At 69.1% G+C, this 22,639-nt stretch carries 22 protein-coding genes; 3 read left to right on the plus strand and 19 right to left on the minus strand.

Annotated elements, in window-relative coordinates:
* Nucleotides 1–107: 107 nt before the first annotated feature.
* The 14 genes from OIE13_RS16150 to OIE13_RS16215 all read right to left on the minus strand — a co-directional run bounded on the left by OIE13_RS16150 (nt 108) and on the right by OIE13_RS16215 (nt 12,280).
* A complete protein-coding gene (locus tag OIE13_RS16150) occupies nt 108–1,190 on the minus strand; it encodes a sensor histidine kinase (RefSeq protein WP_326638855.1) in 1,083 nt (360 codons plus the stop codon).
* 77 nt (nt 1,191–1,267) lie between these two features.
* Nucleotides 1,268–2,083: a TrmH family RNA methyltransferase gene (locus OIE13_RS16155; protein ID WP_326638853.1), complete on the minus strand. Its 816-nt coding sequence runs from the start codon at nt 2,081–2,083 to the stop codon at nt 1,268–1,270.
* A gap of 72 nt (nt 2,084–2,155) precedes the next feature.
* A complete protein-coding gene (gene rplT / locus OIE13_RS16160) occupies nt 2,156–2,539 on the minus strand; it encodes a 50S ribosomal protein L20 (protein WP_012892552.1) in 384 nt (127 codons plus the stop codon).
* Between the two features lie 24 nt (nt 2,540–2,563).
* A complete protein-coding gene (gene rpmI / locus OIE13_RS16165; RefSeq protein WP_030920046.1) occupies nt 2,564–2,758 on the minus strand; it encodes a 50S ribosomal protein L35 in 195 nt (64 codons plus the stop codon).
* Between the two features lie 130 nt (nt 2,759–2,888).
* Nucleotides 2,889–3,506 carry a translation initiation factor IF-3 gene (gene infC / locus OIE13_RS16170; RefSeq protein ID WP_442811567.1) on the minus strand — a complete coding sequence of 206 codons (618 nt, stop codon included), beginning with the start codon at nt 3,504–3,506 and terminating at the stop codon, nt 2,889–2,891.
* A gap of 367 nt (nt 3,507–3,873) precedes the next feature.
* The gene (locus OIE13_RS16175; protein ID WP_326638843.1) at nt 3,874–4,701 is read right to left on the minus strand and encodes a shikimate dehydrogenase; all 828 of its coding nucleotides are present in this window, start codon (nt 4,699–4,701) and stop codon (nt 3,874–3,876) included.
* Nucleotides 4,695–5,870, minus strand: coding sequence for an endolytic transglycosylase MltG (mltG, locus tag OIE13_RS16180; protein ID WP_326638841.1), 1,176 nt, complete (start codon nt 5,868–5,870; stop codon nt 4,695–4,697). Before mltG ends, OIE13_RS16175 begins: the two co-directional genes overlap by 7 nt.
* Before the next feature lie 163 nt (nt 5,871–6,033).
* Nucleotides 6,034–6,309 (minus strand): endolytic transglycosylase MltG, encoded by a 276-nt coding sequence (locus OIE13_RS16185; protein ID WP_326830186.1) that lies wholly within the window; start codon nt 6,307–6,309, stop codon nt 6,034–6,036.
* On the minus strand, nt 6,266–6,775 hold the full coding sequence (ruvX, locus tag OIE13_RS16190) for a Holliday junction resolvase RuvX (protein ID WP_326647047.1): 510 nt from the start codon (nt 6,773–6,775) through the stop codon (nt 6,266–6,268). The genes OIE13_RS16185 and ruvX overlap by 44 nt, the downstream gene beginning before the upstream one ends.
* A gap of 52 nt (nt 6,776–6,827) precedes the next feature.
* Nucleotides 6,828–9,500 carry an alanine--tRNA ligase gene (alaS, locus tag OIE13_RS16195; protein ID WP_326638837.1) on the minus strand — a complete coding sequence of 891 codons (2,673 nt, stop codon included), beginning with the start codon at nt 9,498–9,500 and terminating at the stop codon, nt 6,828–6,830.
* Nucleotide 9,501: 1 nt separating this feature from the next.
* Nucleotides 9,502–9,756: a hypothetical protein gene (locus OIE13_RS16200; RefSeq protein WP_326638835.1), complete on the minus strand. Its 255-nt coding sequence runs from the start codon at nt 9,754–9,756 to the stop codon at nt 9,502–9,504.
* Nucleotides 9,753–10,199 (minus strand): DUF948 domain-containing protein, encoded by a 447-nt coding sequence (locus tag OIE13_RS16205; protein ID WP_326638833.1) that lies wholly within the window; start codon nt 10,197–10,199, stop codon nt 9,753–9,755. The genes OIE13_RS16200 and OIE13_RS16205 overlap by 4 nt, the downstream gene beginning before the upstream one ends.
* Before the next feature lie 226 nt (nt 10,200–10,425).
* On the minus strand, nt 10,426–11,736 hold the full coding sequence (locus OIE13_RS16210; RefSeq protein ID WP_326638832.1) for a replication-associated recombination protein A: 1,311 nt from the start codon (nt 11,734–11,736) through the stop codon (nt 10,426–10,428).
* Nucleotides 11,737–11,767: 31 nt separating this feature from the next.
* Complete coding sequence (locus OIE13_RS16215) at nt 11,768–12,280, minus strand: hypothetical protein (RefSeq protein ID WP_326638830.1); 513 nt, start codon at nt 12,278–12,280, stop codon at nt 11,768–11,770.
* A gap of 151 nt (nt 12,281–12,431) precedes the next feature.
* Here OIE13_RS16215 and OIE13_RS16220 point away from each other — a divergent pair, with 151 nt between their 5' ends.
* The gene (locus tag OIE13_RS16220; protein WP_326638828.1) at nt 12,432–13,322 is read left to right on the plus strand and encodes a peptidylprolyl isomerase; all 891 of its coding nucleotides are present in this window, start codon (nt 12,432–12,434) and stop codon (nt 13,320–13,322) included.
* A 128-nt stretch (nt 13,323–13,450) separates the two neighbouring features.
* Here the strand turns inward: OIE13_RS16220 and aspS are convergent, their stop codons facing one another.
* The 3 genes from aspS to OIE13_RS16235 are packed head-to-tail and all read right to left on the minus strand — an operon-like array spanning nt 13,451 to nt 17,175.
* A complete protein-coding gene (aspS, locus tag OIE13_RS16225; RefSeq protein WP_326638827.1) occupies nt 13,451–15,187 on the minus strand; it encodes an aspartate--tRNA ligase in 1,737 nt (578 codons plus the stop codon).
* Nucleotides 15,184–16,449, minus strand: coding sequence for a histidine--tRNA ligase (gene hisS, locus OIE13_RS16230; protein ID WP_326830187.1), 1,266 nt, complete (start codon nt 16,447–16,449; stop codon nt 15,184–15,186). Before hisS ends, aspS begins: the two co-directional genes overlap by 4 nt.
* A gap of 3 nt (nt 16,450–16,452) precedes the next feature.
* Nucleotides 16,453–17,175 (minus strand): MBL fold metallo-hydrolase, encoded by a 723-nt coding sequence (locus OIE13_RS16235; RefSeq protein ID WP_326830188.1) that lies wholly within the window; start codon nt 17,173–17,175, stop codon nt 16,453–16,455.
* A gap of 147 nt (nt 17,176–17,322) precedes the next feature.
* Between OIE13_RS16235 and OIE13_RS16240 the strand changes: the two genes are divergently transcribed.
* Together OIE13_RS16240 and OIE13_RS16245 are read left to right on the plus strand one after the other, a co-directional pair.
* Nucleotides 17,323–18,186 (plus strand): peptidylprolyl isomerase, encoded by an 864-nt coding sequence (locus tag OIE13_RS16240; protein WP_326638822.1) that lies wholly within the window; start codon nt 17,323–17,325, stop codon nt 18,184–18,186.
* Between the two features lie 59 nt (nt 18,187–18,245).
* Nucleotides 18,246–19,475, plus strand: a complete 1,230-nt coding sequence (locus OIE13_RS16245) for a DUF349 domain-containing protein (RefSeq protein ID WP_326638820.1) — start codon at nt 18,246–18,248, stop codon at nt 19,473–19,475.
* A gap of 167 nt (nt 19,476–19,642) precedes the next feature.
* Here OIE13_RS16245 and OIE13_RS16250 read toward each other — a convergent pair whose 3' ends face one another.
* Together OIE13_RS16250 and OIE13_RS16255 are read right to left on the minus strand one after the other, a co-directional pair.
* Nucleotides 19,643–21,946 (minus strand): RelA/SpoT family protein, encoded by a 2,304-nt coding sequence (locus OIE13_RS16250; RefSeq protein WP_442816066.1) that lies wholly within the window; start codon nt 21,944–21,946, stop codon nt 19,643–19,645.
* 128 nt (nt 21,947–22,074) lie between these two features.
* A complete protein-coding gene (locus OIE13_RS16255) occupies nt 22,075–22,593 on the minus strand; it encodes an adenine phosphoribosyltransferase (protein ID WP_326638818.1) in 519 nt (172 codons plus the stop codon).
* Nucleotides 22,594–22,639 lie beyond the last annotated feature (46 nt).

Below are 22,639 nucleotides of genomic sequence, written 5' to 3' on the forward strand. Positions count from 1 at the left end.
GCGGGGTCACCTCGACCGGGTCGTAGTTTGACAAGAGAGAGCTCCGAATCCAGGGCTTGAGCGGCCATGAGTCTAGTCGGGTAAGCCCACCGGGCTGGCATTCGCGCTCAGGCGAAGTCAGGAGCGCCGGTGGGCACCATAAATCGAAACTCGGCGCCGCCCTCGGGTCCACGCTGCACGGTGATGGTTCCGCCGTGAGCCTCGATCAGCCCCTTGACGATGAACAGGCCGAGTCCGGTGCCGCCGCGGCGGCGGGCGTTGCCCCGCCAGAACTGCCGGAAGACGCGCGTGACCAGCTCGGGCGGGATGCCCTCCCCCTGGTCACGGACGGACACAGTCACTCCCCACTCACTCGGTTCGACGATTACTGTCACCGTACCGCGCCCGTGGCGCACCGCGTTTTCCATCAGGTTGGCGAGCACCTGATCGATCTTGTCCTGGTCGAGCCAGGTCTCGGGCAGCTCACCGCGCACCTGGAGCAGGAAGCGGTCGTCCGGCTCACCCGCCGCCACCCGCCCCGCGATGATCCTGGAGACCCTGGCCGGGATGTCGACCACCTGGCGATGGATCTCCAGTCGCCCCGACTCGATGCGCGAGACGTCGAGCAACTCGGTGATCAGCCTGGTCACCCGGTCGGCGTCGGCGTTGACCGTCTCCAGCATGACGAGCTTCTGGTCGTCGGTGAAACGGGGCCACTTGGCCAGCAGGGTCGCGGTGAAACCCTTGACGCTGGTCAGCGGGGAACGGAGCTCGTGGGCGACCGTGGAGACCAGGTCGGCGCGGCTGCGCTCCAGCCGGGCACGGGCCCCGGTGTCACGCAGCGTGATGATCACCCGGACGACCTCACCGCCCCGCCGTGGCTCTCGCACCAGCCGGGCGGCCAGCAGCATCTCCTGGCCACCGAGGGTGCGCAGCGGCAGCTCGGGCTGGCGGGCGCGGGTGGGCAACCCGCCGCAGGCGTCCAGCCACTTCCACCAGTCGCGCCCGTCATGGTCGTGGAAGGAGAACACGTCGCGCAGGTGCCGCCCCGCGGCCTGCTCGCGGGTGACCCCGGTCAGCCGGGCCGCGGCCCGATTGACGGTCAGCACGTGGCCGTCTCCGTCGGTCACCACGAGGCCGTCGGGAAGCTCGTCGACGTCGATCACAGAAGCGGGATCGGTGCTCCGCTCGCCGGTGTGTTCGCCGTGCACGACCCCGCCTCCTCGACGCTACATCGCCGACAATAGCGGGTTTCCCGCGTCGTACGGCAGCCTCGGGGCGGGGGGCGTCACCTGGCGCCGGGACCGATGCGCTGAGACCGGGCAGATGCGTACAGACAGACCGCGGCGGCGGTCGCGAGGTTCAGACTCTCGGCCCGCCCGTAGATCGGAACCCGGACGACGTCGTCGGCCAGAGTCAGGATCTCCTCCGGAAGCCCCCATGCCTCGTTGCCGAAGATCCAGGCCGTCGGGCCGGACAGATCCACGTCGTCCAGGGTCTGCTTGCCCGCGCCATCGGCGGCGAGCACCCGCAGACCGGAACCCTTCAGATGTTCCACGACCCGAGTCACATGGACACCCGTGGTGACCGGGAGATGGAACAGGCTGCCCGCGCTGGCCCGCACGCACTTGCCGTTGTAGGGATCGACCGAGGCATCGGTGAAGACCACCGAGTCTGCACCGGCGGCGTCGGCGGTACGCAGCACCGTGCCCGCGTTGCCCGGGTCACGGACGTGGGCGAGCACGGCCACCAGCCTGGTGCCGGAGGTGACGGAGGCGTCCAGGGGCACGTGCACGAAGCGGCACACGGCCAGCAGCCCCTGGGGGGTGACGGTCTGGGCCAGCTCGGCCATGACCTCGCCGCTGGCCCGGAAGAGGGGCACCCCCACGGCGACGGCGGCGGCGACGATGTCGGCGTGGCGCGACTCGGCCTCGGCCGTGGCGAACAGCTCCACCACGACGCCGTCCAGCGCCAGCGCCTCACGGACCGCCTGTGGCCCCTCCGCCAGGAAGGAACGGTCGCGGTCTCTGAAGGCCCGCTTGGTCAGCCGCCGCGCGGCCTTGACCCGCGGTGACTTGATGTTGGTCAGCTCAGACCCGGCCATGCCCGTCCCCCAAGAATGCGAATGCGGCCCGCAGCGTCATCGCTGCGGGCCGCATGTTCGTCAGTGTCTCGCTCAGCCGGCGACCGGCGCGTTCACGTCGGCCGGGAGCGCCTTCTTGGCGGCCTCGACCAGCGTCGCGAACGTGGCGGCGTCGTTGACCGCGAGGTCAGCGAGGATCTTGCGGTCGACCTCGATGGAGGCGAGCCGCAGGCCCTGAATGAGCCTGTTGTAGGTGATGCCGTTCTGGCGGGCAGCGGCGTTGATGCGCTGGATCCAGAGACGGCGGAAGGTGCCCTTGCGGTCCTTGCGGTCGCGGTAGGCGTACGTCATCGAGTGGAGCATCTGCTCCTTGGCCTTGCGGTACAGCCTGGAACGCTGACCCCGATAGCCCTTCGCCCGTTCGAGAACGACCTTGCGCTTCTTCTTGGCGTTGATCGCCCGCTTCACGCGTGCCATGTGTATCTATCTCCCCGGGGGCGGTTACTTAGCGAGCAGCTTCTTGATCTTCTTGGAGTCGGCGTCGGAGAGCACGACCTCGGGCTTGAGACGACGCGTCAAGGTGGACGGCTTGTGCTCGTTGTAGTGCGCACGGTTGGCGCGGCGGCGCACAAGCTTGCCGGAACCCGTGAGCCTGAACCGCTTCTTCGCACCGCTGTGCGTCTTCATCTTCGGCATCTCAGCCGTCTCTCCCTCGATCGTGCCGATGTCCCGGGCCGGTAACCCAAGTCAAGGGCATGCCTGACTACGAGACCGGACCCGGCCTCGACGTGATATCGCGACTACCTGACGATCCAGGCTATGCGAGTTACTCCTGCGGGGCTGCCACTGCTCCGTTGACGGACACCTCGTCATTGACGCGCGTCTCGTCGGCTGCCGGTGACCTGTCACCCGAGGGGTTCTCGTCATGCCGCGCCTTGGCCGCCGCCTTCTCGGCCTTGGCCTCGGCCTTCTTCTTGTGCGGGCCGATCACCATGATCATGTTTCGACCGTCCTGCTTGGGCTGGGACTCGACGAAGCCGAGCTCCGTCACGTCCTCGGCCAGCCGCTGCAGGAGCCGGAAACCCAGCTCGGGCCGGGACTGCTCCCGACCACGGAACATGATGGTGACCTTGACCTTGTCGCCGGCCTTGAGGAACCGCACCACGTGACCCTTCTTGGTCTCGTAGTCGTGCGGGTCGATCTTCGGCCGGAGTTTGATCTCCTTGATGATGGTGTACGCCTGGTTACGGCGCGCCTCGCGTGCCTTCATCGCGGACTCGTACTTGAACTTGCCGTAGTCCATGAGCTTGCACACTGGCGGGCGAGCCGTTGCCGCGACCTCGACCAGGTCGAGGTCGGCTTCTTGAGCCAGCTTCAAGGCATCGCCGATGGAGACGATGCCCACCTGTTCGCCGTTCGGGCCAACGAGGCGGACCTCGGGCACGCGAATGCGGTCATTGATGCGGGGCTCGGCGCTGATGGGGCCTCCTAGGTTGCGATCCGCGGCCCTCCCTACGAAAGGCCGCAACATGCTCGATCGTGCCGGGAGGTCGCAGAACGCACATTCTGTGAAGGCGCGCCTAACGCAAAATGCCCCGCACGTCACGCATGCGGGGCCACATGAACTCGAAGGCTTATGCCGTTAAGCTCGCCGGAAACCTACCCGGTGTGATCCTGACCTGTCAGCCTTGCGGCCGACGAGGTGGGAGGATGACCTCCGCTTGCGCGTCCAGCAGGAACGCCGGACCGATCGATTAGTCACTCTACCACAGCAGCACGCTCACCCAGAATCATCCCGGCCCCGGAGACGATCACTCCGTCGAGGCGGCACGCCTGACGATCTCGGCCTTCCCCGCCTCACGCATCGCCTCCACCGGCACGTCCGCACGGCCGGTCATCATCTCGACCTGCCGGACCGCCTGGTGCAGGAGCATCGGGAGGCCACCGACGACGATCCCGCCCCGCGCGGCCACGGCCGCCGCCGGCCGGGTGGGCCAGGGCGCGTAGACCACGTCGAAGAGCGCCGGCACGTCCGCCAGCGACTCGGTGAAGCCGTCGGCCGCACCGGAGGGCAGGGTCGAGACGACCAGGTCGACCTCCAGCGCGATGTCGAGCTTGTCGAAGGTCTGCACCGCCAGGCTCATGTCCAGCCGCTCGGCGGCCTCGACGGTCTCCGCCGCCCTGGACGGGTCACGGACCACGAGGGTGGCCTCGCCCAGGCCCAGCTCGCGCAGGGCGGCCAGCGCGGAGGACGCCGTCGCGCCCCCGCCGAGGACGGTCGCGGAGGCGGGCGTGGTCACGCCCGCCTCCGCGAGCGCCTGGACGATGCCGTACACGTCGGTGTTGTCGCCGTGCCGGGCGCCGTCGCGCAGGATCACCGTGTTGGCCCCGCCCACCTGGAGTGCGAGGTCCGAGACGGTGTCGAGCAGCGGCAGCACGGCCCGCTTGAGCGGCATGGTGAGCGAGAGCCCCACCCAGTCGGCGTCCAGCCCGTCGACGAGGCCGGGGAGCCCTGCCTCGTCGCACTCGATCGCCTCGTACCGCCAGTCGTGCAGGCCCATACCCTCGTAGGCGGCACGGTGCAGGTACGGGGAGAGCGAATGGACGATCGGTGACCCCAGGACCGCCGCCCTCAGCATCCGTTCCCCTTGTTTCTCTCGTACTCGGCCTTGAGCTCGAAGAAGTCCGTCTCCGTCGAGGCGAACTTGGTGATCTGCTTCGCCGGGCAGGTGGTCACGAACCAGACCCAGTCGCCCTTGGTGGGGTTGAGCGCCGCCTGGATGGCGTCGTCTCCCGGGTTGGCGATCGGCCCGGGAGGCAGGCCCTCGAACCTGTAGGTGTTGTAGGGCGAGGTGCTCTCAAGATCCTTGTTGGAGGACTCGATGCCGTACTTGTTCAGCCCGTACATCACCGTGCTGTCCATCTCCAGCTTGCGGCGGGGATTGCCGTCGAGCCGGTTGTAGATGACCCGGGCCACCTTGCCCATGTCATCTTTTGTACCGGACTCGGCCTGGACGATGCTGGCAATCGTCATGATCTCGTGCGGAGTGTGCCCGAGTTCCTTGGCCTTACCCTGCAGGTCGTCCTTCTCCGCCGTCTGGGTGAAGCGGTCGACCATCGCGACCAGGATCTCGGAGGGCGTCATCTTGGGCCTGATCTCGTAGGTGGCCGGGAAGGCGTAACCCTCCAGCTTGCCCCTGGCATAGGACGGCAGGCCGAGCTTCCGGCCGTTCCTGGCCGCCTGCTGGAACTCCCTGAGCGGCTTGCCGGTCTTCTCGGCGAGTTGCTTGAGGGTGTCGCTCAGGCGCAGCCCCTCCTTGAGGGTGACCCTCTCCAGCAGCCGCTTTCCCGGATCGAGAAGCTTGACGGCCTCCGCGGCCGCCATCTGCTTGCGCATGGTGTATTCGCCGGGCTGCAGGGAGGAGCTCTTGCCCGCCTGGGCGACGGCGTTGACGAAGGCATTGACGCTCTTCACCACGCCCTGCTCCTGCAGGGTCTGGGCCACGTCGGAGGCGTTCTGGCCGTCCTTGATCTCCACGACGACCTCGCCGGACCCCAGGCCGGTGTAGTCGTCCGGGGTCATCACGTCGCGGACCCAGGTGTAGCCGTAGAAGCCGGCGGCGCCGACACCGCCGATCAGGACGATGATCGCGAGCATGGGGGCGAGGAAACCGCCCCGGTTGCGGCGGCGCTTCCTGCGCCGGCCACGCCGGCCGCCGGAGTCGCGCCCCGAGGACGCGCGAGATCCTCGGCCCGGCCGACCTTCGTCGTCGGAGCCGACCAGAAAGTCCATATCGAGATCGTTCATAGAGGCCCCGGCCAATCTCCCGCTAGGGACGGCCTGGCGTCAAGCGGGTGTGCCAAACCGAAGGAAAGCACCCGGCCAGACGTCCCGGTGCTCCGGGAGTCGTCGTCTGGTCCGCGGGTATGGGTCGCCGCATGCGGCGGAACGGGGGGTGTTCCGCCGGACATCAACGCTTCCCGAGGTATCTGTTCAGCTCTTCCCGGTATTTCACAAACCCACTCTCTTTGTCAGTGAATTTCGTGATTCTATGCTCCGGATCGATGGTTACAAACCAGAACCAACCACCTTGATCTGGCCGAAGCGCCGCGATCAACGCCTGCTCCCCGGGGTTCGCGATGGGTCCGAGAGGCAGGCCAGGTCTGCGAACGGCGAGCGCCGACACCCCGGCCGCAGGCGGCTCACCGAACGGTCCCGCCGCCCGGCCGCTCGGTGGGCCTCTCACCGGGCCTTTCGCCTGGTGGCTCAACGGGGCTGCCGGGAGGTCTGCCGGTGGCGCGTTCGGCGTCCAGCGCCGCCTGGAGCAGCACGATGGCGGCAGCCTGGTCCACCACTCCGCGCTGGTTCTTCGCTTTCACCCCGCTGGCCCGCAGTCCCTGCTGGGCGGTGACGGTGGTCAACCGCTCGTCGAACAGCCGCACCGGAACGGGCGCCAGCCGCAGTGAGATCCGGTTCGCGAAGTCCCGGGCGACGACCGCCGCCTGCCCCTCACGCCCGGAGAGCGAGGTCGGCAGGCCGACCACCACCTCGACGACCTCGTACTCGGCCGCGATCTCCGCGAGCCGGTCGAGGTCGCCCTTGCCGCGCCGGACGGTCTCCACCGGCGTGGCCAGCACCCCCGAAGGGTCGCTTCTGGCCACGCCGATACGGACCGAGCCGACATCGACGCCCAGCCGAATGCCGTTTCTCATCATCCCTGTCTCCACCCTCATACCGGACCCGGCGCGAGAGTGTCGTCCCTCATCAGGTGAGCGTCTGCGTGATCGCCTGCTCGACGGCCGCGAGCGCCTCGTCGATCGCCTCGGGACGCACACCGCCTCCCTGAGCGACATCGTCCTTGCCGCCACCACCACCTCCGAGTGCCTTCGCGGCGACGCCGACCAGGCGGCCCGCCTTCAGGCCACGGTCGCGTCCCACCTCGTTGACAGCGGCCACGACGACCGGCCGGTCATTGGGGACACCGGCGACGACGACGACCGCGGCGCGCTCGCTCGGGAACCGGCCGCGCACCTCGAGTGCGAGTTTACGCAGATCATCAGGGGAGGTGCCATCAGGCGCACGGTGCGTCACAACGGAGACTCCATGCAGATCACGGGCATTCCCCGCCATCTCGCCCGCACCGGCGAGCGCCTGGGCCGAGCGCAGCCCGGCCAGCTCCTTCTCCGCGGAGCGCAGCCGGGTGACGATGCCCTCGATGCGCTCGGGCAACTCCTCCCTGCGGGCCTTGAGCTGCTCCGACAGCTGGGCGACGAGCACGCTCTCCCTGGCCAGGAAGCGGAACGCGTCGAGGCCGACCAGGGCCTCCACGCGGCGCACGCCCGCACCGATCGAGGCCTCGCCCAGCACCTTGACAAGACCCAGCTGCCCGGAACTGGCGACGTGGGTGCCACCGCAGAGCTCGCGGGAGTACTCACCGACCTCGACGATGCGGACGGTGTCGCCGTACTTCTCGCCGAACAGGGCCAGAGCGCCCATCGCGCGGGCTTCGGCCTGGGAGGTGTGGAAGGCGTTGACCCGCAGGTCGTTGATCAGGACGGCGTTGACCTCGTCCTCGACATCGCGCAACACGGTGGGCGACACGGCGCCCGCGGCGGTGAAGTCGAAGCGGAAGCGGCCCGGCGAGTTCTCGGAACCGGCCTGCGCCGCGGTCTCGCCCAGCGCGTTGCGGAAGCCCCGGTGCACCAGGTGGGTGGCGGTGTGGCTGCGGGAGATGGCCCGGCGCCGCTCGACGTCGATCTCGGCCTGGGCCGTCTCGCCCACCCGGATCTCCCCGGTGCGGACCTTGCCCCGGTGCATGACGACGCCGGCGACCGGGGACTGCACGTCCACGATCTCCACCTCGGCCCCGCCGGTGCGGATGAGGCCCTGGTCGGAGAGCTGGCCGCCGCCCTCGGCGTAGAACGGGGTTCGACCCAGCACGACCTCGACCGTCGCGCCGGCACCCGCCGCGGCGACGGAGGCACCGTCGACGAGGAGACCGACGACCTCGGCCTCGGCCGTCACGTGGTCGTAGCCGAGGAACTCGACCTTGCCGGTCTTCTCCAGGATCCGCCCGAAGATCGAGATGTCGGCGTTGCCGGTCTTCTTGGAGGCGGCGTCGGCCTTGGCCCTGTCGCGCTGCTCCTTCATCAGACGGCGGAAGCCCTCCTCGTCGACCTGCAGCCCCTGCTCGGAGGCCATCTCCAGGGTCAGGTCGATCGGGAAGCCGTAGGTGTCGTGGAGCTGGAAGGCCTGGTCGGCCGCGAGCGTGCCCCGCCCCTTGCGCTTGGTCTCCTCGGCCGCCACATCGAAGATCGCGGTGCCGGTGCGGAGGGTGCCGAGGAAGGACCCCTCCTCCGCGTCGATGACCCCGTGGATCTGCGGGGCGTCGGCCTTGAGCTCCGCGTACTGCTCGCCCATGACATCGACGGTCACCGCGGTGAGCTCGTGCATGTAGCGCTCCTCGCCCGCGCCGAGCAGGCGAAGGTTACGGATGGCGCGGCGCAGGATGCGGCGGAGCACGTAGCCCCGGCCCTCGTTGGAGGGCAGCACTCCGTCGGCCACGAGCATCACGCCGGTCCTGACGTGGTCGGCGACGACCCGCAGCGAGACGTCGGCGCGCTCGTCACGGCCGTAACGCGTCTTGGTGAGCTCCGCGGCCCGGTCAAGGATCTTGTACGTGGTGTCGATCTCGTAGATGTTGTCGACGCCCTGCAGGATCGCCGCCATGCGCTCCAGGCCCATACCCGTGTCGACGCTCTTGGCCGGCAGCTCACCGACGATGTCGAAGTCGATCTTGCTGCGGACCGCGCCGAGCTGGTACTGCATGAAGACGTTGTTCCACACCTCCAGGTAGCGGTTCTCGTCGACGACCGGGCCGCCCTCGCGCCCGTACTCGGCACCGCGGTCATAGTAGATCTCGCTGCACGGCCCACCGGGGCCCGGCACGCCCATGTGCCAGTAGTTGTCCGCCAGGTCGCGGCGCTGGATGCGCTCCAGCGGCACTCCGGCCTTCCTGTGCCAGATGTCGGCGGCCTCGTCGTCGTCGAGGTAGACGGTGACCCAGAGGCGGTCCTCGGGGAAGCCGAACCCGCCCTCGGACTCGGGCCTGGTCAGCAACTCCCAGGCGAACGGGATCGCCTGCTCCTTGAAGTAGTCGCCGAAGGAGAAGTTGCCGAGCATCTGGAAGAAGCTGGCGTGCCTGGTCGTCTTGCCGACCTCGTCGATGTCGAGGGTCCTGACGACCTTCTGCGCGCTGGTGGCCCGCTTGTAGGGCGGCTTCTGCTGGCCCAGGAAGTAGGGCTTGAAGGGCACCATGCCCGCGTTCACCAGAAGTAGCGTCGGGTCCTCGGCGATGAGGCTGGCCGAGGGCACGACGGTGTGCCCACGCTCCTCGAAGAAGCGCAGGAAGCGGCGGGCGATCTCTGCCGACTCCATGTCAGCGGCCATCCTTTACGTTGGAGTGATAGGGGTTTTCCACAGTGTCGAGCCCGAACCTGGATCGCAACTCGGTTTCCCGCTCGGCCGCACCCCGCAGGGCGTCCTCGGCGAGATCTCGCGCCTGCTCCAGGACCCCGCCCGCGTTGCGTACGGCCCGGCGGGCCAGGTGGTTCGGGTGCAGTGCCTGAAGCTTACGCATGACCCACAGCGTGCCGAACGCGCCCAGGCCCATGTAGAACAGCCTGCGGATCACCGTCGCCGCCCGTCCAGCGCCTGCGCGGCCGGCCTGGCGCGCCGCCGGGCGCCCACCGCCCGGCGGACGCCGTGGGTGAGGGCCGCGACCTTGATCAGCGGTCCGGTGACCAGGTTCTGGGTGACGTCGCTGACCTTGGCCACATGCCCGCTGACCTGCTTGACGTCCCTGGTGATCGCCTCGATGGCGACCAGCTGGCGGTTGGTCTCGCCGACGGCGGCCGACACGTCCTCCAGCAGCGGCACGACGCGGTCACCCAGCTGGGAGACCATCTTGGTGGTCTCGGTGAGCAGGCGGGCCAGCCTGACCATGACGACGGCCATGAAACAGACCAGGATCGCCCAGGCCATCGCGACGATCAGCCCCGCGACCTCTCCTGCGGTAAGCATGTGCGGACCCGTCCCCTCATAGGTGACCCCGGCCGTGGTCGGGTGGATTGGCAAGACCCTATCGTGCCCGATATCACTCATCCTCACTTACCGCGCGCCGTCGGCGCATGCCTTCGGGCCGGACCGGGTCTTCCCGGGGGTGCCCGCGTCCCGGGAGCCGGGATTCACGGTGCCTGCGTGCCCGGCCCGCCCTCCGCGCCGTATGGGTGAAGCCGCGCGGCGGGAGCGGGACGACGTGCGAGCTCGTACGCGACGACCGTCCGCGAGGGGCTACGGCGGGTCACTCTCCGCGCAGGAAGGTGCGGATCCTGGACCAGCGTTCGGCGAAGCCCGCCTCGGCGCCGTGCCGGGTGGGCCGGTAGTAGCGCCGGTCCCTGAGCTCCTCGGGCGCGTACTCCTGGCGGACCAGGCCGTGCTCGAAGTCGTGGGGGTATTTGTAACCCTTGCCGTGGCCGAGCTTCTTGGCCCCCGCGTAGTGGGCGTCGCGCAGGTGGTCGGGGACGTGGCCGATGTTGCCGCGCCGCACGTCCTCGGAGGCCGCGCCGATGGCGTTGATCACGGCGTTGGACTTGGGGGCCAGCGCGCAGTGGATGACCGCCTGGGCCAGGTTGAGCCGCCCCTCGGGCAGGCCGATGAACTCCACCGCCTGGGCCGCGGCCACCGCGACCTGCAGGCAGGTGGGATCGGCCATGCCGACGTCCTCGGAGGCGAAGATGACGACCCTGCGGGCGATGAACCTGGGGTCCTCGCCCGCCTCGACCATCCGGGCGAGGTAGTGCAGCGCCGCGTCGGCGTCGGAACCCCGCATGCTCTTGATGAAACCGCTGATCACGTCGTAGTGCTGGTCACCCTGGCGGTCGTAGCGTACGGCCGCCTTGTCCACCGCCCGCTCCACCACCTCGACGGTGACCTCGCCGTCGGTGATCAGCGCGGCGGCCTCCAGGTAGGTGAGCGACCTGCGGGCGTCGCCGCCGGCCAGCCGCACCAGGTGCTCGGCGGCCTCGGGCGCCAGCCGCGTCTTCCCGTCCAGGCCACGCGGGTCGGTGACGGCGCGCTCCAGCACCACCCGGATGTCGTCCTCCGACAGCGACTCCAGGGTCAGCAGCAGTGAGCGCGACAGCAGGGGCGAGATGACGGAGAAGAAGGGGTTCTCCGTGGTGGCGCCGATGAAGGTGACCCAGCGGTTCTCCACGGCGGGCAGCAGGGCGTCCTGCTGCGCCTTGTTGAAACGGTGCACCTCGTCGACGAACAGGACGGTCTGGCGGCCGGACATGCCCAGCTCGCGCCGGGCCTGCTCGATGGCCGCGCGGACCTCCTTGACCCCCGCCGACACCGCGGAGACCTCCACGAAGCGGCGTTTGGTGACGCCCGCCACCACGTAGGCGAGAGTGGTCTTGCCGGTGCCCGGCGGGCCCCAGAGGAAGAGCGACATCGGCGCCTCGGCCTCGACGAGGCGGCGCAGCGGCGTGCCGGGGCCCAGCAGGTGCCGCTGGCCGATCACCTCGTCCAGGCTCCTGGGGCGCATCCGCACCGCCAGGGGCTCCTGGCCGCGATGGGCCTCCTCCGCCGCCGAATCGAACAGGCTGTCCACTCCTGAGACAGTACCGCCGCCCGGCCACGCCTCAGTTCGCCCAGACGGCGACGGCCCCGCTGTGCCCGGCCCGCACCACGTAGTAGAGCGCGACGGCGGCCAGGACCACGGTCAGCGCCGAGACCGCCAGCCCTGCCGGGCGGCCGAACCGGTCACCGCGCGAGACGTAGACGAGAGCCAGCGACATCACCCCGAGGGCGAGGGCGACGAGCAGCAGGGGGGTGCTGAAGCCCGCGTGCTCGGCTATGCGCTCACCGAGCTGCCCGCCCGCGGAGGCGAAACGGCTCTCCTTCAGCGAATTCCCGCTTCCCCGTGCCACGAAGACGCTCACCGGCACGATCGGGGCGAGCCCGACCACCGCCCAGGTGAGCACGGGCCGCGTACGGGGCAGCAGCGCGTAGGCGGCGGCGAGCACCGCCAGGAGCGGGGTCAGGACCACGGCGGCGTGGACGACCAGGGGGTGGACGGGCAGGCCAAGGATCTCGTCGAACATGGGGGCTCCGGTGGTGCGTGGCTCGTCATCGGCAAGTACGGATCCCACCATGAACGAGTTATGGAGAGTGTGAAGAGATCTCCGCCTTCACTCCCCTCTGTCCCATCTGACGAATTTCGCCACTTACATGCAGCACACGTTAAGGCCGGTACGCTTTCCGCCAGTCCGTAGTCATGTAACAACAATCCTGGAGGACATAGCGGTGAGCGCCGAGGACCGCCAGAGCCAGCTGGCTCGGGAGCACAAGGAACGGCAGGCGAAGCGTGCTGAGCAGCAGAAGAGCACGTCGAAGCGGAACGCCGTCATCGGAGCGGTCATCGCGGTGGTCGTCGTCGCGGGAGGCCTGTTCGCCGGGGTGCAGCTCCTCGGGAGTGACGGCGAGGAGGCCAATGCCGCCGCAACGCCCAAGCCGAGCAGCACACCGTCGGCAAGCGCCGCCGTGACGCCCGAACCGAGCCCCACGGCCGCCCCGGCCAGCACGAGATGTTCCTACCGCAAGGACACCAGCGGCAGCCCGATGAAGAACGTGGGCATGCCGCCGCGCAAGCCCAACCTGAGGCTGAAGACCATGACGATCACCACCAACCACGGTGACGTCGTGATCGACCTGGCGACCGCGCAGGCCCCCTGCACGGTCAACTCCTTCGCCTTCCTGGCCGGGAAGCGCTTCTTCGACAACACCAAGTGCCACCGCCTGGCCACCCCGGAGAACTCGGGTCTGGGCCTGCTGCAGTGCGGTGACCCGCAGGCCAAGGCCGACGGCAAGAACCCCACCGACGGCCAGGGCAGCTCGGGCTACGTCTACGACAGCGAGAACCTCGGCGGGATCCCGTACACCAAGGGCACGGTCGCGGTGGCCCAGGCGATCGACGCCGTCAACCAGAACGGCAGCCAGTTCTGGATCTCGCTGGCGGACGAGACCGACCAGGTGGAGAAGGCGTACACCCCCTTCGGTGTGGTCTCCCGGGGCATGGAGATCCTCGAAAAGATCTACAAGGGCGGCTGGATCACCAACCCCGACGACATCACCGGTGACGGTGGCTCCAACGCCCCCAAGATCCCGGTGATCATCAAGAGCGTGCGGCTCTCCTAGCCGGACCCGCGGCGGCCCGCCGCCCACGAGGCGCGCGGGGAGCGTCACCGGGGTTCGGCCCCGGGCATGCCGAGGGCCCCCGGAACGTCATCCGGGGGCCCTCGGTCACACCTGGTGCGGACCTCGGATCAGGCGTCGGCCTTGGGCCTGCCGTCGACGCCGGCCTCCTTGCGCTGCTCCACCGTGATCGGGGTGGGCGCGCCGGTCAGCGGGTCGAAGCCCGAGGCCGTCTTCGGGAAGGCGATGACGTCGCGGATGGAGTCACCTCTCGCGAGGAGCATGCAGATCCGGTCCCAGCCGTAGGCGATGCCGCCGTGCGGCGGCGGGCCGTACTTGAACGCCTCCAGCAGGAAGCCGAACTTGTTCTCCGCCTCCCCCTTGGAGATGCCGAGCACGTCGAAGACGCGCTGCTGCATCTCGGCACGGTGGATCCGGATCGAACCGCCGCCGATCTCCATGCCGTTGCAGACCATGTCGTAGGCGTAGGCCAGAGCCTCGCCGGGGTGGTCCTGGAAGTTGTCCGCCCACTCGGGCTTGGGACCGGTGAAGGGGTGGTGAACCGCGGTCCAGCCGCCCTCGCCGTCCTCCTCGAACATGGGGGCGTCGACGATCCACAGGAAGTTCCACGCCGACTCGTCGATCAGGTCGCAGCGGCGGCCGATCTCCAGGCGGGCCGCGCCGAGCAGGTCGCGGGAGTGGGAGGCCGCACCCGCCGCGAAGAAGATCGCGTCGCCGGGCTCGGCGCCCACCTTGGCGGCCAGGCCGGCCGCCTCGCTCTCCGACAGGTTCTTGGCGACAGGCCCGCCGAGCGTGCCGTCCTCGCCGACGAGCACGTAGGCCAGGCCCTTGGCACCGCGCGACCTGGCCCACTCCTGCCAGCCGTCCAGCTCCTTGCGGGTCTGCGAGGCGCCGCCCGGCATGACCACCGCGCCCACGTACGGCGCCTGGAACACGCGGAAGGTGGTGTCGGCGAAGAACTCCGTCATCTCGACGAGCTCCTGGCCGAAGCGCAGGTCGGGCTTGTCGGAGCCGTAGCGGGCCATGGCGTCGCGGTAGGTCATCCGGGGCAGCGGCACCGGCAGGTCGTAGCCGACCGTCTCCTTCCAGATGCGCCCGATCAGCGTCTCGCCCAGGGCGATGACGTCGTCCTGGTCCACGAAGGACATCTCAACGTCGATCTGGGTGAACTCCGGCTGCCGGTCGGCGCGCAGGTCCTCGTCCCGATAGCACTTGGCGAGCTGGTAGTAGCGCTCAAGCCCGGCGACCTGGAGAAGCTGCTTGAACAGCTGGGGCGACTGGGGCAGGGCGTACCAGCTGCCCGGCTGGAGCCGGACGGGGACGAGGAAGTCGCGGGCGCCCTCGGGGGTCGAGCGGGTCAGCGTCGGGGTCTCGACGTAGGTGAACCCGTGCTCGTTCATCACCTCGTGGGCGAGGTAGGTGGCCCTGGAACGGGTGCGCATGGCGTGCGCGACATGGTGGCGGCGGATGTCGAGGTAGCGGTACTTGAGCCTGGCCTCCTCTGAGATACCGGCCGCGCCTTCAATGGGGAACGGCAACGGCGCGGACTCGCTGAGCACCTCGACCTCGGAGGCGACGACCTCGATCGCCCCGGTCGGCAGGTCGGGGTTCTCGTTGCCCTCGGGGCGGACCCGCACCTGCCCGACGACCTTGACGCAGTATTCGGCGCGCAGGCCGTGGGCGTCGTCCTCCTCGCGAAAGACCACCTGGGCGGAGCCGGAGGCGTCACGCAGGTCGATGAAGACCACGCCGCCGTGGTCGCGGCGTCGCGCCACCCATCCGGCGAGCGTCACCTGCTCCCCTGCGTGCTCCTCGCGCAGTGATCCCGCTTCGTGCGTGCGGATCATTTGTCCAGTCTCTCCTTCAACGTCGTGACGATCTCAGCGAGTGGTACGGCGGTCTGCTCTCCGCTGACCAGGTCCTTGACCTGCGCGGTCCCCGCGGCGATGTCTCGATCGCCGAGGATCACCGCGTGGCTCGCCCCCGAGCGGTCGGCGCCCTTCATCGCACCCTTGACCCCCTTGCCGCCGAACGACATGTCGGCGGCAAGGCCCGCCCGGCGCAACTCGGTGACGAGGAGGAACATCCGGTGACGCGCCTCGGTGCCCAGCGGCACACCGTACACCTGCACGCGCGTCTGTTCGCCGTCGCCCGCGAACAGGCCCTCGGCCTCCATGGCCAGGACCGTACGGTCGACGCCGAGCGCCCAGCCGACGCTGGGCAGGGCGGGGCCGCCGAGCATCTCGCTCAGCCCGTCGTAGCGGCCCCCGCCGCCGACCGCGGACTGGGAGCCGAGCCCGTCGTGGACGAACTCGAACGTGGTCCGCGTGTAGTAGTCGAGGCCGCGGACCAGCCGGGGGTCGTCGGTGTAGGCCACGCCGGATGCGGTCAGCAGTGAGCGGACCTCCTCGTGGTACGCCTTGCACGCCCCGCACAGGTGGTCGACGACCAGCGGCGCGCCTGCCAGCCGCTCCTGCACCTCGGGGCGCTTGTCGTCGAGCACGCGCAGCGGGTTGATCTCGATCCGCTGCCGGGTGGGCTCGTCGAGGTCGAGGCCGCGCAGGAAGTCCTGGAGCGCGGCCCGATAGACGGGGCGGCACTCCTTGTCGCCCAGCGTGTTGATCAGCAGCCGGACCCCGGTGAGCCCCAGCGCGGCGTAGCCGTCGACGGCCAGCAGGATCAGTTCGGCGTCGAGCGCCGGGTCCTCGGAGCCCAGCGCCTCGGCGCCGACCTGCCAGAAGTGGCGGTAGCGGCCCTTCTGTGCCCGCTCGTAGCGGAACTGGCTGCCCGAGTACCAGAGCTTCACCGGAAGCTGCCCGTTGTGCAGGCCGTGCTGGAGGACCGCGCGCACCACCGAGGCGGTGCCCTCGGGGCGCAGCGTGATGGAGCGCCCGCCCTTGTCCTCGAAGGTGTACATCTCCTTGGAGACGATGTCCGTCGACTCACCGACGCCGCGCACGAACAGCGCGGTGTCCTCGAAGACCGGCGTCTCGATGTAGCCGTAGCCCGCCCGGCGGGCGGGGGCGGTCAGCGCCTCGCGCACGGCGAGCGCCCGCTCCGAGCGCGGTGGGAGCCAGTCGAAGGTGCCCTTGGGCGCCTGCAAAGTCATTGTCTAGAGTCCCCTGCCGGGGCCGCGGTCGTGCCCGAGGCCCGCGGGGCCTGCGGCCTGCTCCGCCTCCGCGAGATACGGGTTGGTGGCACGCTCTTGGCCGATCGTGGTCTGTGGTCCGTGGCCGGGCAGCACCACCGTGTCCTCCGGCAGCGGCAGGCACTTGGCCGCCAGGCTGCGCAGGATGGTCGGATAGTCGCCGCCCGGAAGATCTGTGCGGCCGATGGAGCCGGCGAACAGCAGATCGCCCGAGAACAGCACGTCGGGGATCTCCTCGGTGCTGGGCAACCTGAAGGTCACCGACCCCCTGGTATGGCCGGGAGCGTGGTCGACGGTGAGCTCAAGGCCCGCCAGCCGCAGCACCTCGCCGTCCACGAGCTCGCGCACGTCGTCCGGCTCGGTGAAGGTCAGTCCCCCGAACAGCTGCTGTTTCGCGGACAGCGGCATCCCCCTGCCGGGATCGGAGAGCAGTCCGCGATCTTCGGGATGGATCCACGCGGGGACGTCACGCGCGCCGCAGACCGGGGCGACCGACCACATGTGGTCGAGGTGCCCGTGGGTGACCAGCACCGCGACCGGTTTGAGCCTGTGCTCGCGCAGCAGGTCATCGAGGGCGCCGACGGCGTTCTGGCCGGGATCGACGACCACGCACTCCTCGCCCGCGGCGGGAGCGACGACGTAACAGTTGGTCTGGAAGGACCCTGCGGGAAAGCCGGCGATGAGCATCTGCCTCAGCTGATCTCGTCAAGAATGCGGATGGGAATGTAACCGAAGGGTACCGGTGCGGGTCGGCGGGCTGCGAACCATTACCCATTGGCCGATACGATTCGCCCACCTCATTAAGTACGACTCGGCACTCGGGAGGGCGAAGCGGTGAGCGGCAGGGAGCGCCAGAAGCAGTTGGCGCGCGAGCACTACGAGCGGCAGACGAAGCGACGCATCGAACACGAGGCCAAGGTCGCCAGGGCCAAGCGCATCGCGCTCATCGGCACCAGCGTGGTCGGCGTGCTGGCCGTGGCGGGTGTGATCGTCGCGACCAACGTGTTCGGGGGCTCCGACACGACGGCGACCGCCGATCCGGCCCCTTCGGAGAGCACGTCGGAGAAGGCGGCGGAGGCCGGAACGCAGCCGACGGCCTTCGACCCGGCCGGCGGCACCTGCGGCTACGTCGCCTCCGAGGGTGGTGCGACCAAGGACGTGGGCCTGCCCCCGGCGAAGGTCGACAAGACTCCCACGACGATGACCCTGAAGACCAACCAGGGCGACATCGTCATCAAGGTGGCGGCCGACAAGACGCCGTGCACGGTCAACTCCTTCGCCTTCCTGGCGCAGAAGAAGTACTTCGACGGTTCCAAGTGTCACCGGCTGGGCTCCGACCAGTTCCCGATGCTGCAGTGCGGCGACCCGCTGGCCAAGGCCGACGGCAAGAGCCAGACCGACGGCCAGGGCGGCCCCGGCTACCGCTTCGTGAACGAGAACCTGGAGGGCGCCAAATACACGCGCGGCGTCGTGGCCATGGCCAACAGCGGTCCCGACACCAACGGCAGCCAGTTCTTCCTGGTATACGGCGACGCCCCGCTGACCCCGGACTACACACCGTTCGGTACGGTCACCAAGGGCCTTGAGATCCTCGACAAGGTGAACAAGGCGGGCGTCATCGCTCCAGGACCCGACGGCACCGGGGCACCGAAGGAAACCCTCGAAATCAAAGACGTGACAATGTCCAGCAAGAGCTGACGTAATACATACAAGGGGCGGTAAGTCCCGAAAGGCTGATGAAAGTGCGGGAGGACACGGTGAGCACCGACCCGTGGGGCCGGGTAGACGACGACGGCACCGTCTACGTACGTACGGCTGAGGGAGAACGGGCCGTCGGGTCCTGGCAGGCCGGCGAACCGGAGGAGGCTCTTGCCTACTTCCATCGCAAGTTCGACGAGCTGGCAGGGCAGGTCGCCCTGCTCGAACAGCGGGTCCGCGGTACCGACCTGCCGCCGGCCCAGGCGGAGGCGACCATCGTCAAGCTCCGTGAGGCGATCACAGACGCGCACGCCGTCGGCGACCTCGACGCGCTGCTGAACCGTCTGGGCACCCTCACCAAGCTGGTCGCCCAGCGCCGGGAGGAGGTCAAGGCCGCTCGCGACGTGGCCAGGGCCGAGGCCAAGGGCATCAAGGAGCGGATCGTCGCCGAGGCCGAGCGCATCGCCGACGACACCACCCACTGGAAGACCGGTGGTGAGCGGCTGCGCCAGCTGATCGAGGAGTGGAAGGCCGCCGAGCGCATCGACCGGGTGACCGAGGCGGCGCTGTGGAAGCGTCTGTCGGCGGCCCGCACGGCCTTCGCCAAGCGGCGCAAGGCCTACTTCGCGGGGCTGGACGAACAGCGCGAGGGCGTGCGCTCCGCCAAGGAGCGCATCGTGGCCGAGGCGGAGGCGCTGGCCTCGTCCACCGACTGGGGTGCCACCGCGTCGGCCTACCGCGAGCTGATGCAGGATTGGAAGACGGCGGGCCGCGCCTCCCGGGAGGTCGAGGACGAGCTCTGGGGCCGTTTCAAGGGCGCTCAGGACCAGTTCTTCCAGGCGCGTTCGGCCGTCTTCGCCGAGCGCGACGCCTCCCTGGCGGCCAACGCCGAGGCCAAGGAGCAGCTTCTGACCGAGGCCGAGAAGATCCTCCCGGTCACCGACGCCCGTGCGGCCAGGAGCGCCCTGCGCGGCATCCTGGAGCGCTGGGAGGCCGCGGGCCCGGTCCCGCGCGAGCAGCGCGACCGGCTGGAGGGTGGCCTGCGCAAGATCGACGACGCGGTCCGCAAGGCCGAGGAGACGGAGTGGAAGCGCTCCAACCCAGAGGCACGCGCCCGCGCCCAGAACACGGTCGACCAGCTGCGCAAGTCGATCGCACAGCTGGAGGGCCGCCTGGTCAAGGCCAGGGACGCGGGCCGGGACAAGGACGTCAAGGACGCCGAGGAGGCGCTGGCCGCCCGCCGTTCCTGGCTGGAGGAGGCCGAGCGCACGCTCGCCGAGTTCTCCTGACCCCTCTCACGAGCGGCTGACGCGATCTGAAGGACCGACAGGGCCGCGGTGGGCTCCGACCATGGAGCGCCTTCCGCGGCCCTGACGTCTGCGATGAGGCGTCGACGCCCTCCCGCAGCCCCGGAGGAGCCGGGGCTGTCACGTGACGGAGGGCGCGAGCCCGAAGCTCAGGAACCGGCGCCGCTGACCCGGTAGACGTCGTAGACGCCCTGGATGTTGCGGACGGCCTTCAGGACGTGGCCCAGATGCTTGGGGTCGCCCATCTCGAAGGTGAACTTGCTGATCGCCACCCTGTCCCTGGACGTCGTAACCGACGCCGACAGGATGTTGACATGCTGATCGGAGAGCGTGCGGGTCACGTCGGAGAGCAGGCGTGGCCGGTCGAGCGCCTCGACCTGCAGCGCGACCAGGAACACCGAGTCGTCCGCGGCGGACCAGGCGACCTCGACCAGGCGGTCGGGCTCGGACTTGAGCTGATCCATGTTGGGACAGTTGGTGCGGTGCACCGACACGCCATGCCCGCGGGTGACGAAACCGACGATCTCATCGCCGGGCACGGGAGTGCAGCATCGCGACAGGCGCACCCAGACGTCGGAGTCGCCCGCGACGACCACTCCGGCGCCGCCACTGCCCCGGGGGCGGCCACGCAGCTTGGTCGGCACGGAGGTCTCGGCGATGTCCTCTTCCGCGCCGTCCACTCCCCCGATGGACGTCACGAGCTTCTGCACGACCGCCTGCGCGGCGATGTGGCCCTCTCCCACGGCCGCGTAGAGCGCGGACACGTCCGGGTAGCGCAGCTCCCTGGCGAGGACCAGAAGGGACTCTCCCGACATCAGGCGCTGCAGCGGCAGGCCCTGCTTGCGCATGGCGCGGCCGATCGCCTCCTTGCCCGCCTCGATCGCGGTCTCGCGGCGCTCCTTGGAGAACCACTGCCGGATCTTGTTACGGGCCCGGCCCGACTTGACGAACTTCAGCCAGTCACGCGAGGGGCCCGCGTCGGGCGACTTGGAAGTGAAGATCTCCACCGTGTCGCCGTTGCCCAGCCGTGACTCCAGGGGCACCAGGCGGCCGTTGACCCTGGCTCCGATGCAACGGTGACCCACCTCGGTGTGCACGGCGTAGGCGAAGTCGACGGGCGTCGCGTTCTCGGGCAGGGCGATGACCTGGCCTCGGGGCGTGAAGACGTAGACCTCCGAGACCGACAGGTCGAACCTGAGCGACTCCAGGAACTCCCCCGGGTCGGCGGTCTCCTTCTGCCAGTCGAGGAGCTGGCGCAGCCACGCCATGTCGCTGGCGGGCTTCAGCTTCGCCCCCCCAGGACCGGAGGTGGTCATGTCCTCCTTGTACTTCCAGTGCGCCGCCACACCGTACTCGGCTCTGTGGTGCATCCCGTGGGTGCGGATCTGCAGCTCCACCGGCTTGCCCTCCGGGCCGATGACCGTGGTGTGCAGCGACTGGTACATGTTGAACTTGGGCATCGCGATGTAGTCCTTGAACCGGCCGGGCACCGGGTTCCATCGCGCGTGGATCGTTCCGAGCGCCGCATAGCAGTCCCGGACCGTGTCGACCAGCACCCGGATGCCGACCAGGTCGTAGATGTCGTCGAAGGCGACATCCCTGGCGATCATCTTCTGGTACACGGAGTAGTAGTGCTTGGGGCGGCCCTTGACGGCCGCGCGGATCTTGGCGTCACGCAGGTCGCCGGAGACCTTCTCGATGACCTCCTGCAGGAACAGATCCCTGCGCGGCGCCCGCTCCGAGACCATCCGGGCGATCTCGTCGTAGCGCTTGGGGTAGAGCATGGCGAACGCGAGGTCCTCCAGCTCCCACTTGATGGTGTTCATGCCCAGCCGGTGGGCGAGCGGCGCGAAGATCTCCAGCGTCTCGCGGGACTTCTGGTGCCGCTTGTGCTCGGGCAGGTAGCGCATGGTGCGCATGTTGTGCAGCCGGTCGGCGAGCTTGATCACCAGCACCCGGATGTCCCGGGACATCGCCACGACCATCTTGCGCACGGTCTCGGCCTCGGCCGCCTCACCGAACTTGACCTTGTCGAGTTTGGTGACGCCGTCGACCAGCAGGGCGATGTTGTCGCCGAAGTCCGAGCGCAGCTCGTCCAGGCCATAGGCGGTGTCCTCGACGGTGTCGTGCAGCAGCGCGGCGCACAGCGTCTCGTCGTCGGTGCCGAGCTCGGCCAGGATCGTCGCCACCGCCAGCGGGTGGGTGATGTAAGGGTCACCGCTTTTGCGCTTCTGGTCGCGGTGATGGTAGGCCGCCACGTCGTATGAGCGTTCGATGAGCCGCAGGTCCGCCTTCGGATGGGTCGCGCGGACCGTCCGGAACAGCGGCTCCAGAACCGGATTCATGCCGCCACCCCACTGCCCCCCAAAACGTGCCAGCCTTCGCCTTACCGCCGGCTTCTCCTCGGTCGCTCCGGACATGGCGGAGCCGGCGTCGCCTGCTGGGACGGCCATCTCGGGGCCGCCGCCGTTGGCGGTCGTGTCGGGGACGACCACATCACGGGGCACTCAGACTCCTCACATTCGAGTCCAGATCCCTCAGTGTATCCAGACGGGGTTGTGTGCTTTTGTCCGCGGGTCGATCAAACGACGACGAGGGAGTGCAACTCGACGTCCGTCAGGCGCTCGCGGCCCTTGAGGAAGGCCAGCTCCATGAGCACGGCGAGGCCGACGACATCGGCGCCCGCCTCGCGGACCAGCTCCACCGCCGCGCTCGCCGTCCCTCCCGTGGCGAGCACGTCGTCGACGATGAGGACGCGCTCTCCGGGGATGAAGGCGTCCCGGTGAACCTCGATGATGGCGGAGCCGTATTCCAGATCGTAGGACGCCTCAAGCGTCTCAGAGGGCAGTTTGCCTTTCTTCCGTACCGGGACGAAGCCCACGCCCGCCCGGCAGGCGACCGGGGCGGCCAGGATGAACCCCCGCGCCTCGATTCCGACGATCTTGTCCACCTGATACAGCCCGGCGAGCGCCTCGGTCACCGCGGCGAACGCCACCGGGTCGGCGAGCAGCGGGGTGATGTCCTTGAACATCACCCCTGGCTTCGGGTAGTCGGGCACGTCTCGGATGTGATCGAGGATCAGCCTGCTCAGCTCGGTCATGGTCGGCACTCCTTGGGGAGAGGTAAGGAAAACGCCTCCGCTCCCT

It is taken from the genome of Streptosporangium sp. NBC_01810, assembly GCF_035917355.1.
GTDB lineage: Bacteria > Actinomycetota > Actinomycetes > Streptosporangiales > Streptosporangiaceae > Streptosporangium.

What these genes read in the sequence shown, in the direction of transcription:
- aspS (WP_326638827.1), bottom strand. Translation starts at nt 15,187, where the DNA reads ATGATCCGCACGCACGAAGCGGGATCACTGCGCGAGGAGCACGCAGGG.
- OIE13_RS16255 (WP_326638818.1), bottom strand. Translation starts at nt 22,593, where the DNA reads ATGACCGAGCTGAGCAGGCTGATCCTCGATCACATCCGAGACGTGCCC.
- OIE13_RS16215 (WP_326638830.1), bottom strand. Translation starts at nt 12,280, where the DNA reads ATGGTGGGATCCGTACTTGCCGATGACGAGCCACGCACCACCGGAGCC.
- hisS (WP_326830187.1), bottom strand. Translation starts at nt 16,449, where the DNA reads ATGACTTTGCAGGCGCCCAAGGGCACCTTCGACTGGCTCCCACCGCGC.
- rplT (WP_012892552.1), bottom strand. Translation starts at nt 2,539, where the DNA reads ATGGCACGCGTGAAGCGGGCGATCAACGCCAAGAAGAAGCGCAAGGTC.
- rpmI (WP_030920046.1), bottom strand. Translation starts at nt 2,758, where the DNA reads ATGCCGAAGATGAAGACGCACAGCGGTGCGAAGAAGCGGTTCAGGCTC.
- OIE13_RS16250 (WP_442816066.1), bottom strand. Translation starts at nt 21,946, where the DNA reads ATGGCCGTCCCAGCAGGCGACGCCGGCTCCGCCATGTCCGGAGCGACC.
- mltG (WP_326638841.1), bottom strand. Translation starts at nt 5,870, where the DNA reads ATGAACGATCTCGATATGGACTTTCTGGTCGGCTCCGACGACGAAGGT.
- OIE13_RS16175 (WP_326638843.1), bottom strand. Translation starts at nt 4,701, where the DNA reads ATGCTGAGGGCGGCGGTCCTGGGGTCACCGATCGTCCATTCGCTCTCC.
- ruvX (WP_326647047.1), bottom strand. Translation starts at nt 6,775, where the DNA reads ATGAGAAACGGCATTCGGCTGGGCGTCGATGTCGGCTCGGTCCGTATC.
- alaS (WP_326638837.1), bottom strand. Translation starts at nt 9,500, where the DNA reads ATGGAGTCGGCAGAGATCGCCCGCCGCTTCCTGCGCTTCTTCGAGGAG.
- OIE13_RS16155 (WP_326638853.1), bottom strand. Translation starts at nt 2,083, where the DNA reads ATGGCCGGGTCTGAGCTGACCAACATCAAGTCACCGCGGGTCAAGGCC.
- OIE13_RS16235 (WP_326830188.1), bottom strand. Translation starts at nt 17,175, where the DNA reads ATGCTCATCGCCGGCTTTCCCGCAGGGTCCTTCCAGACCAACTGTTAC.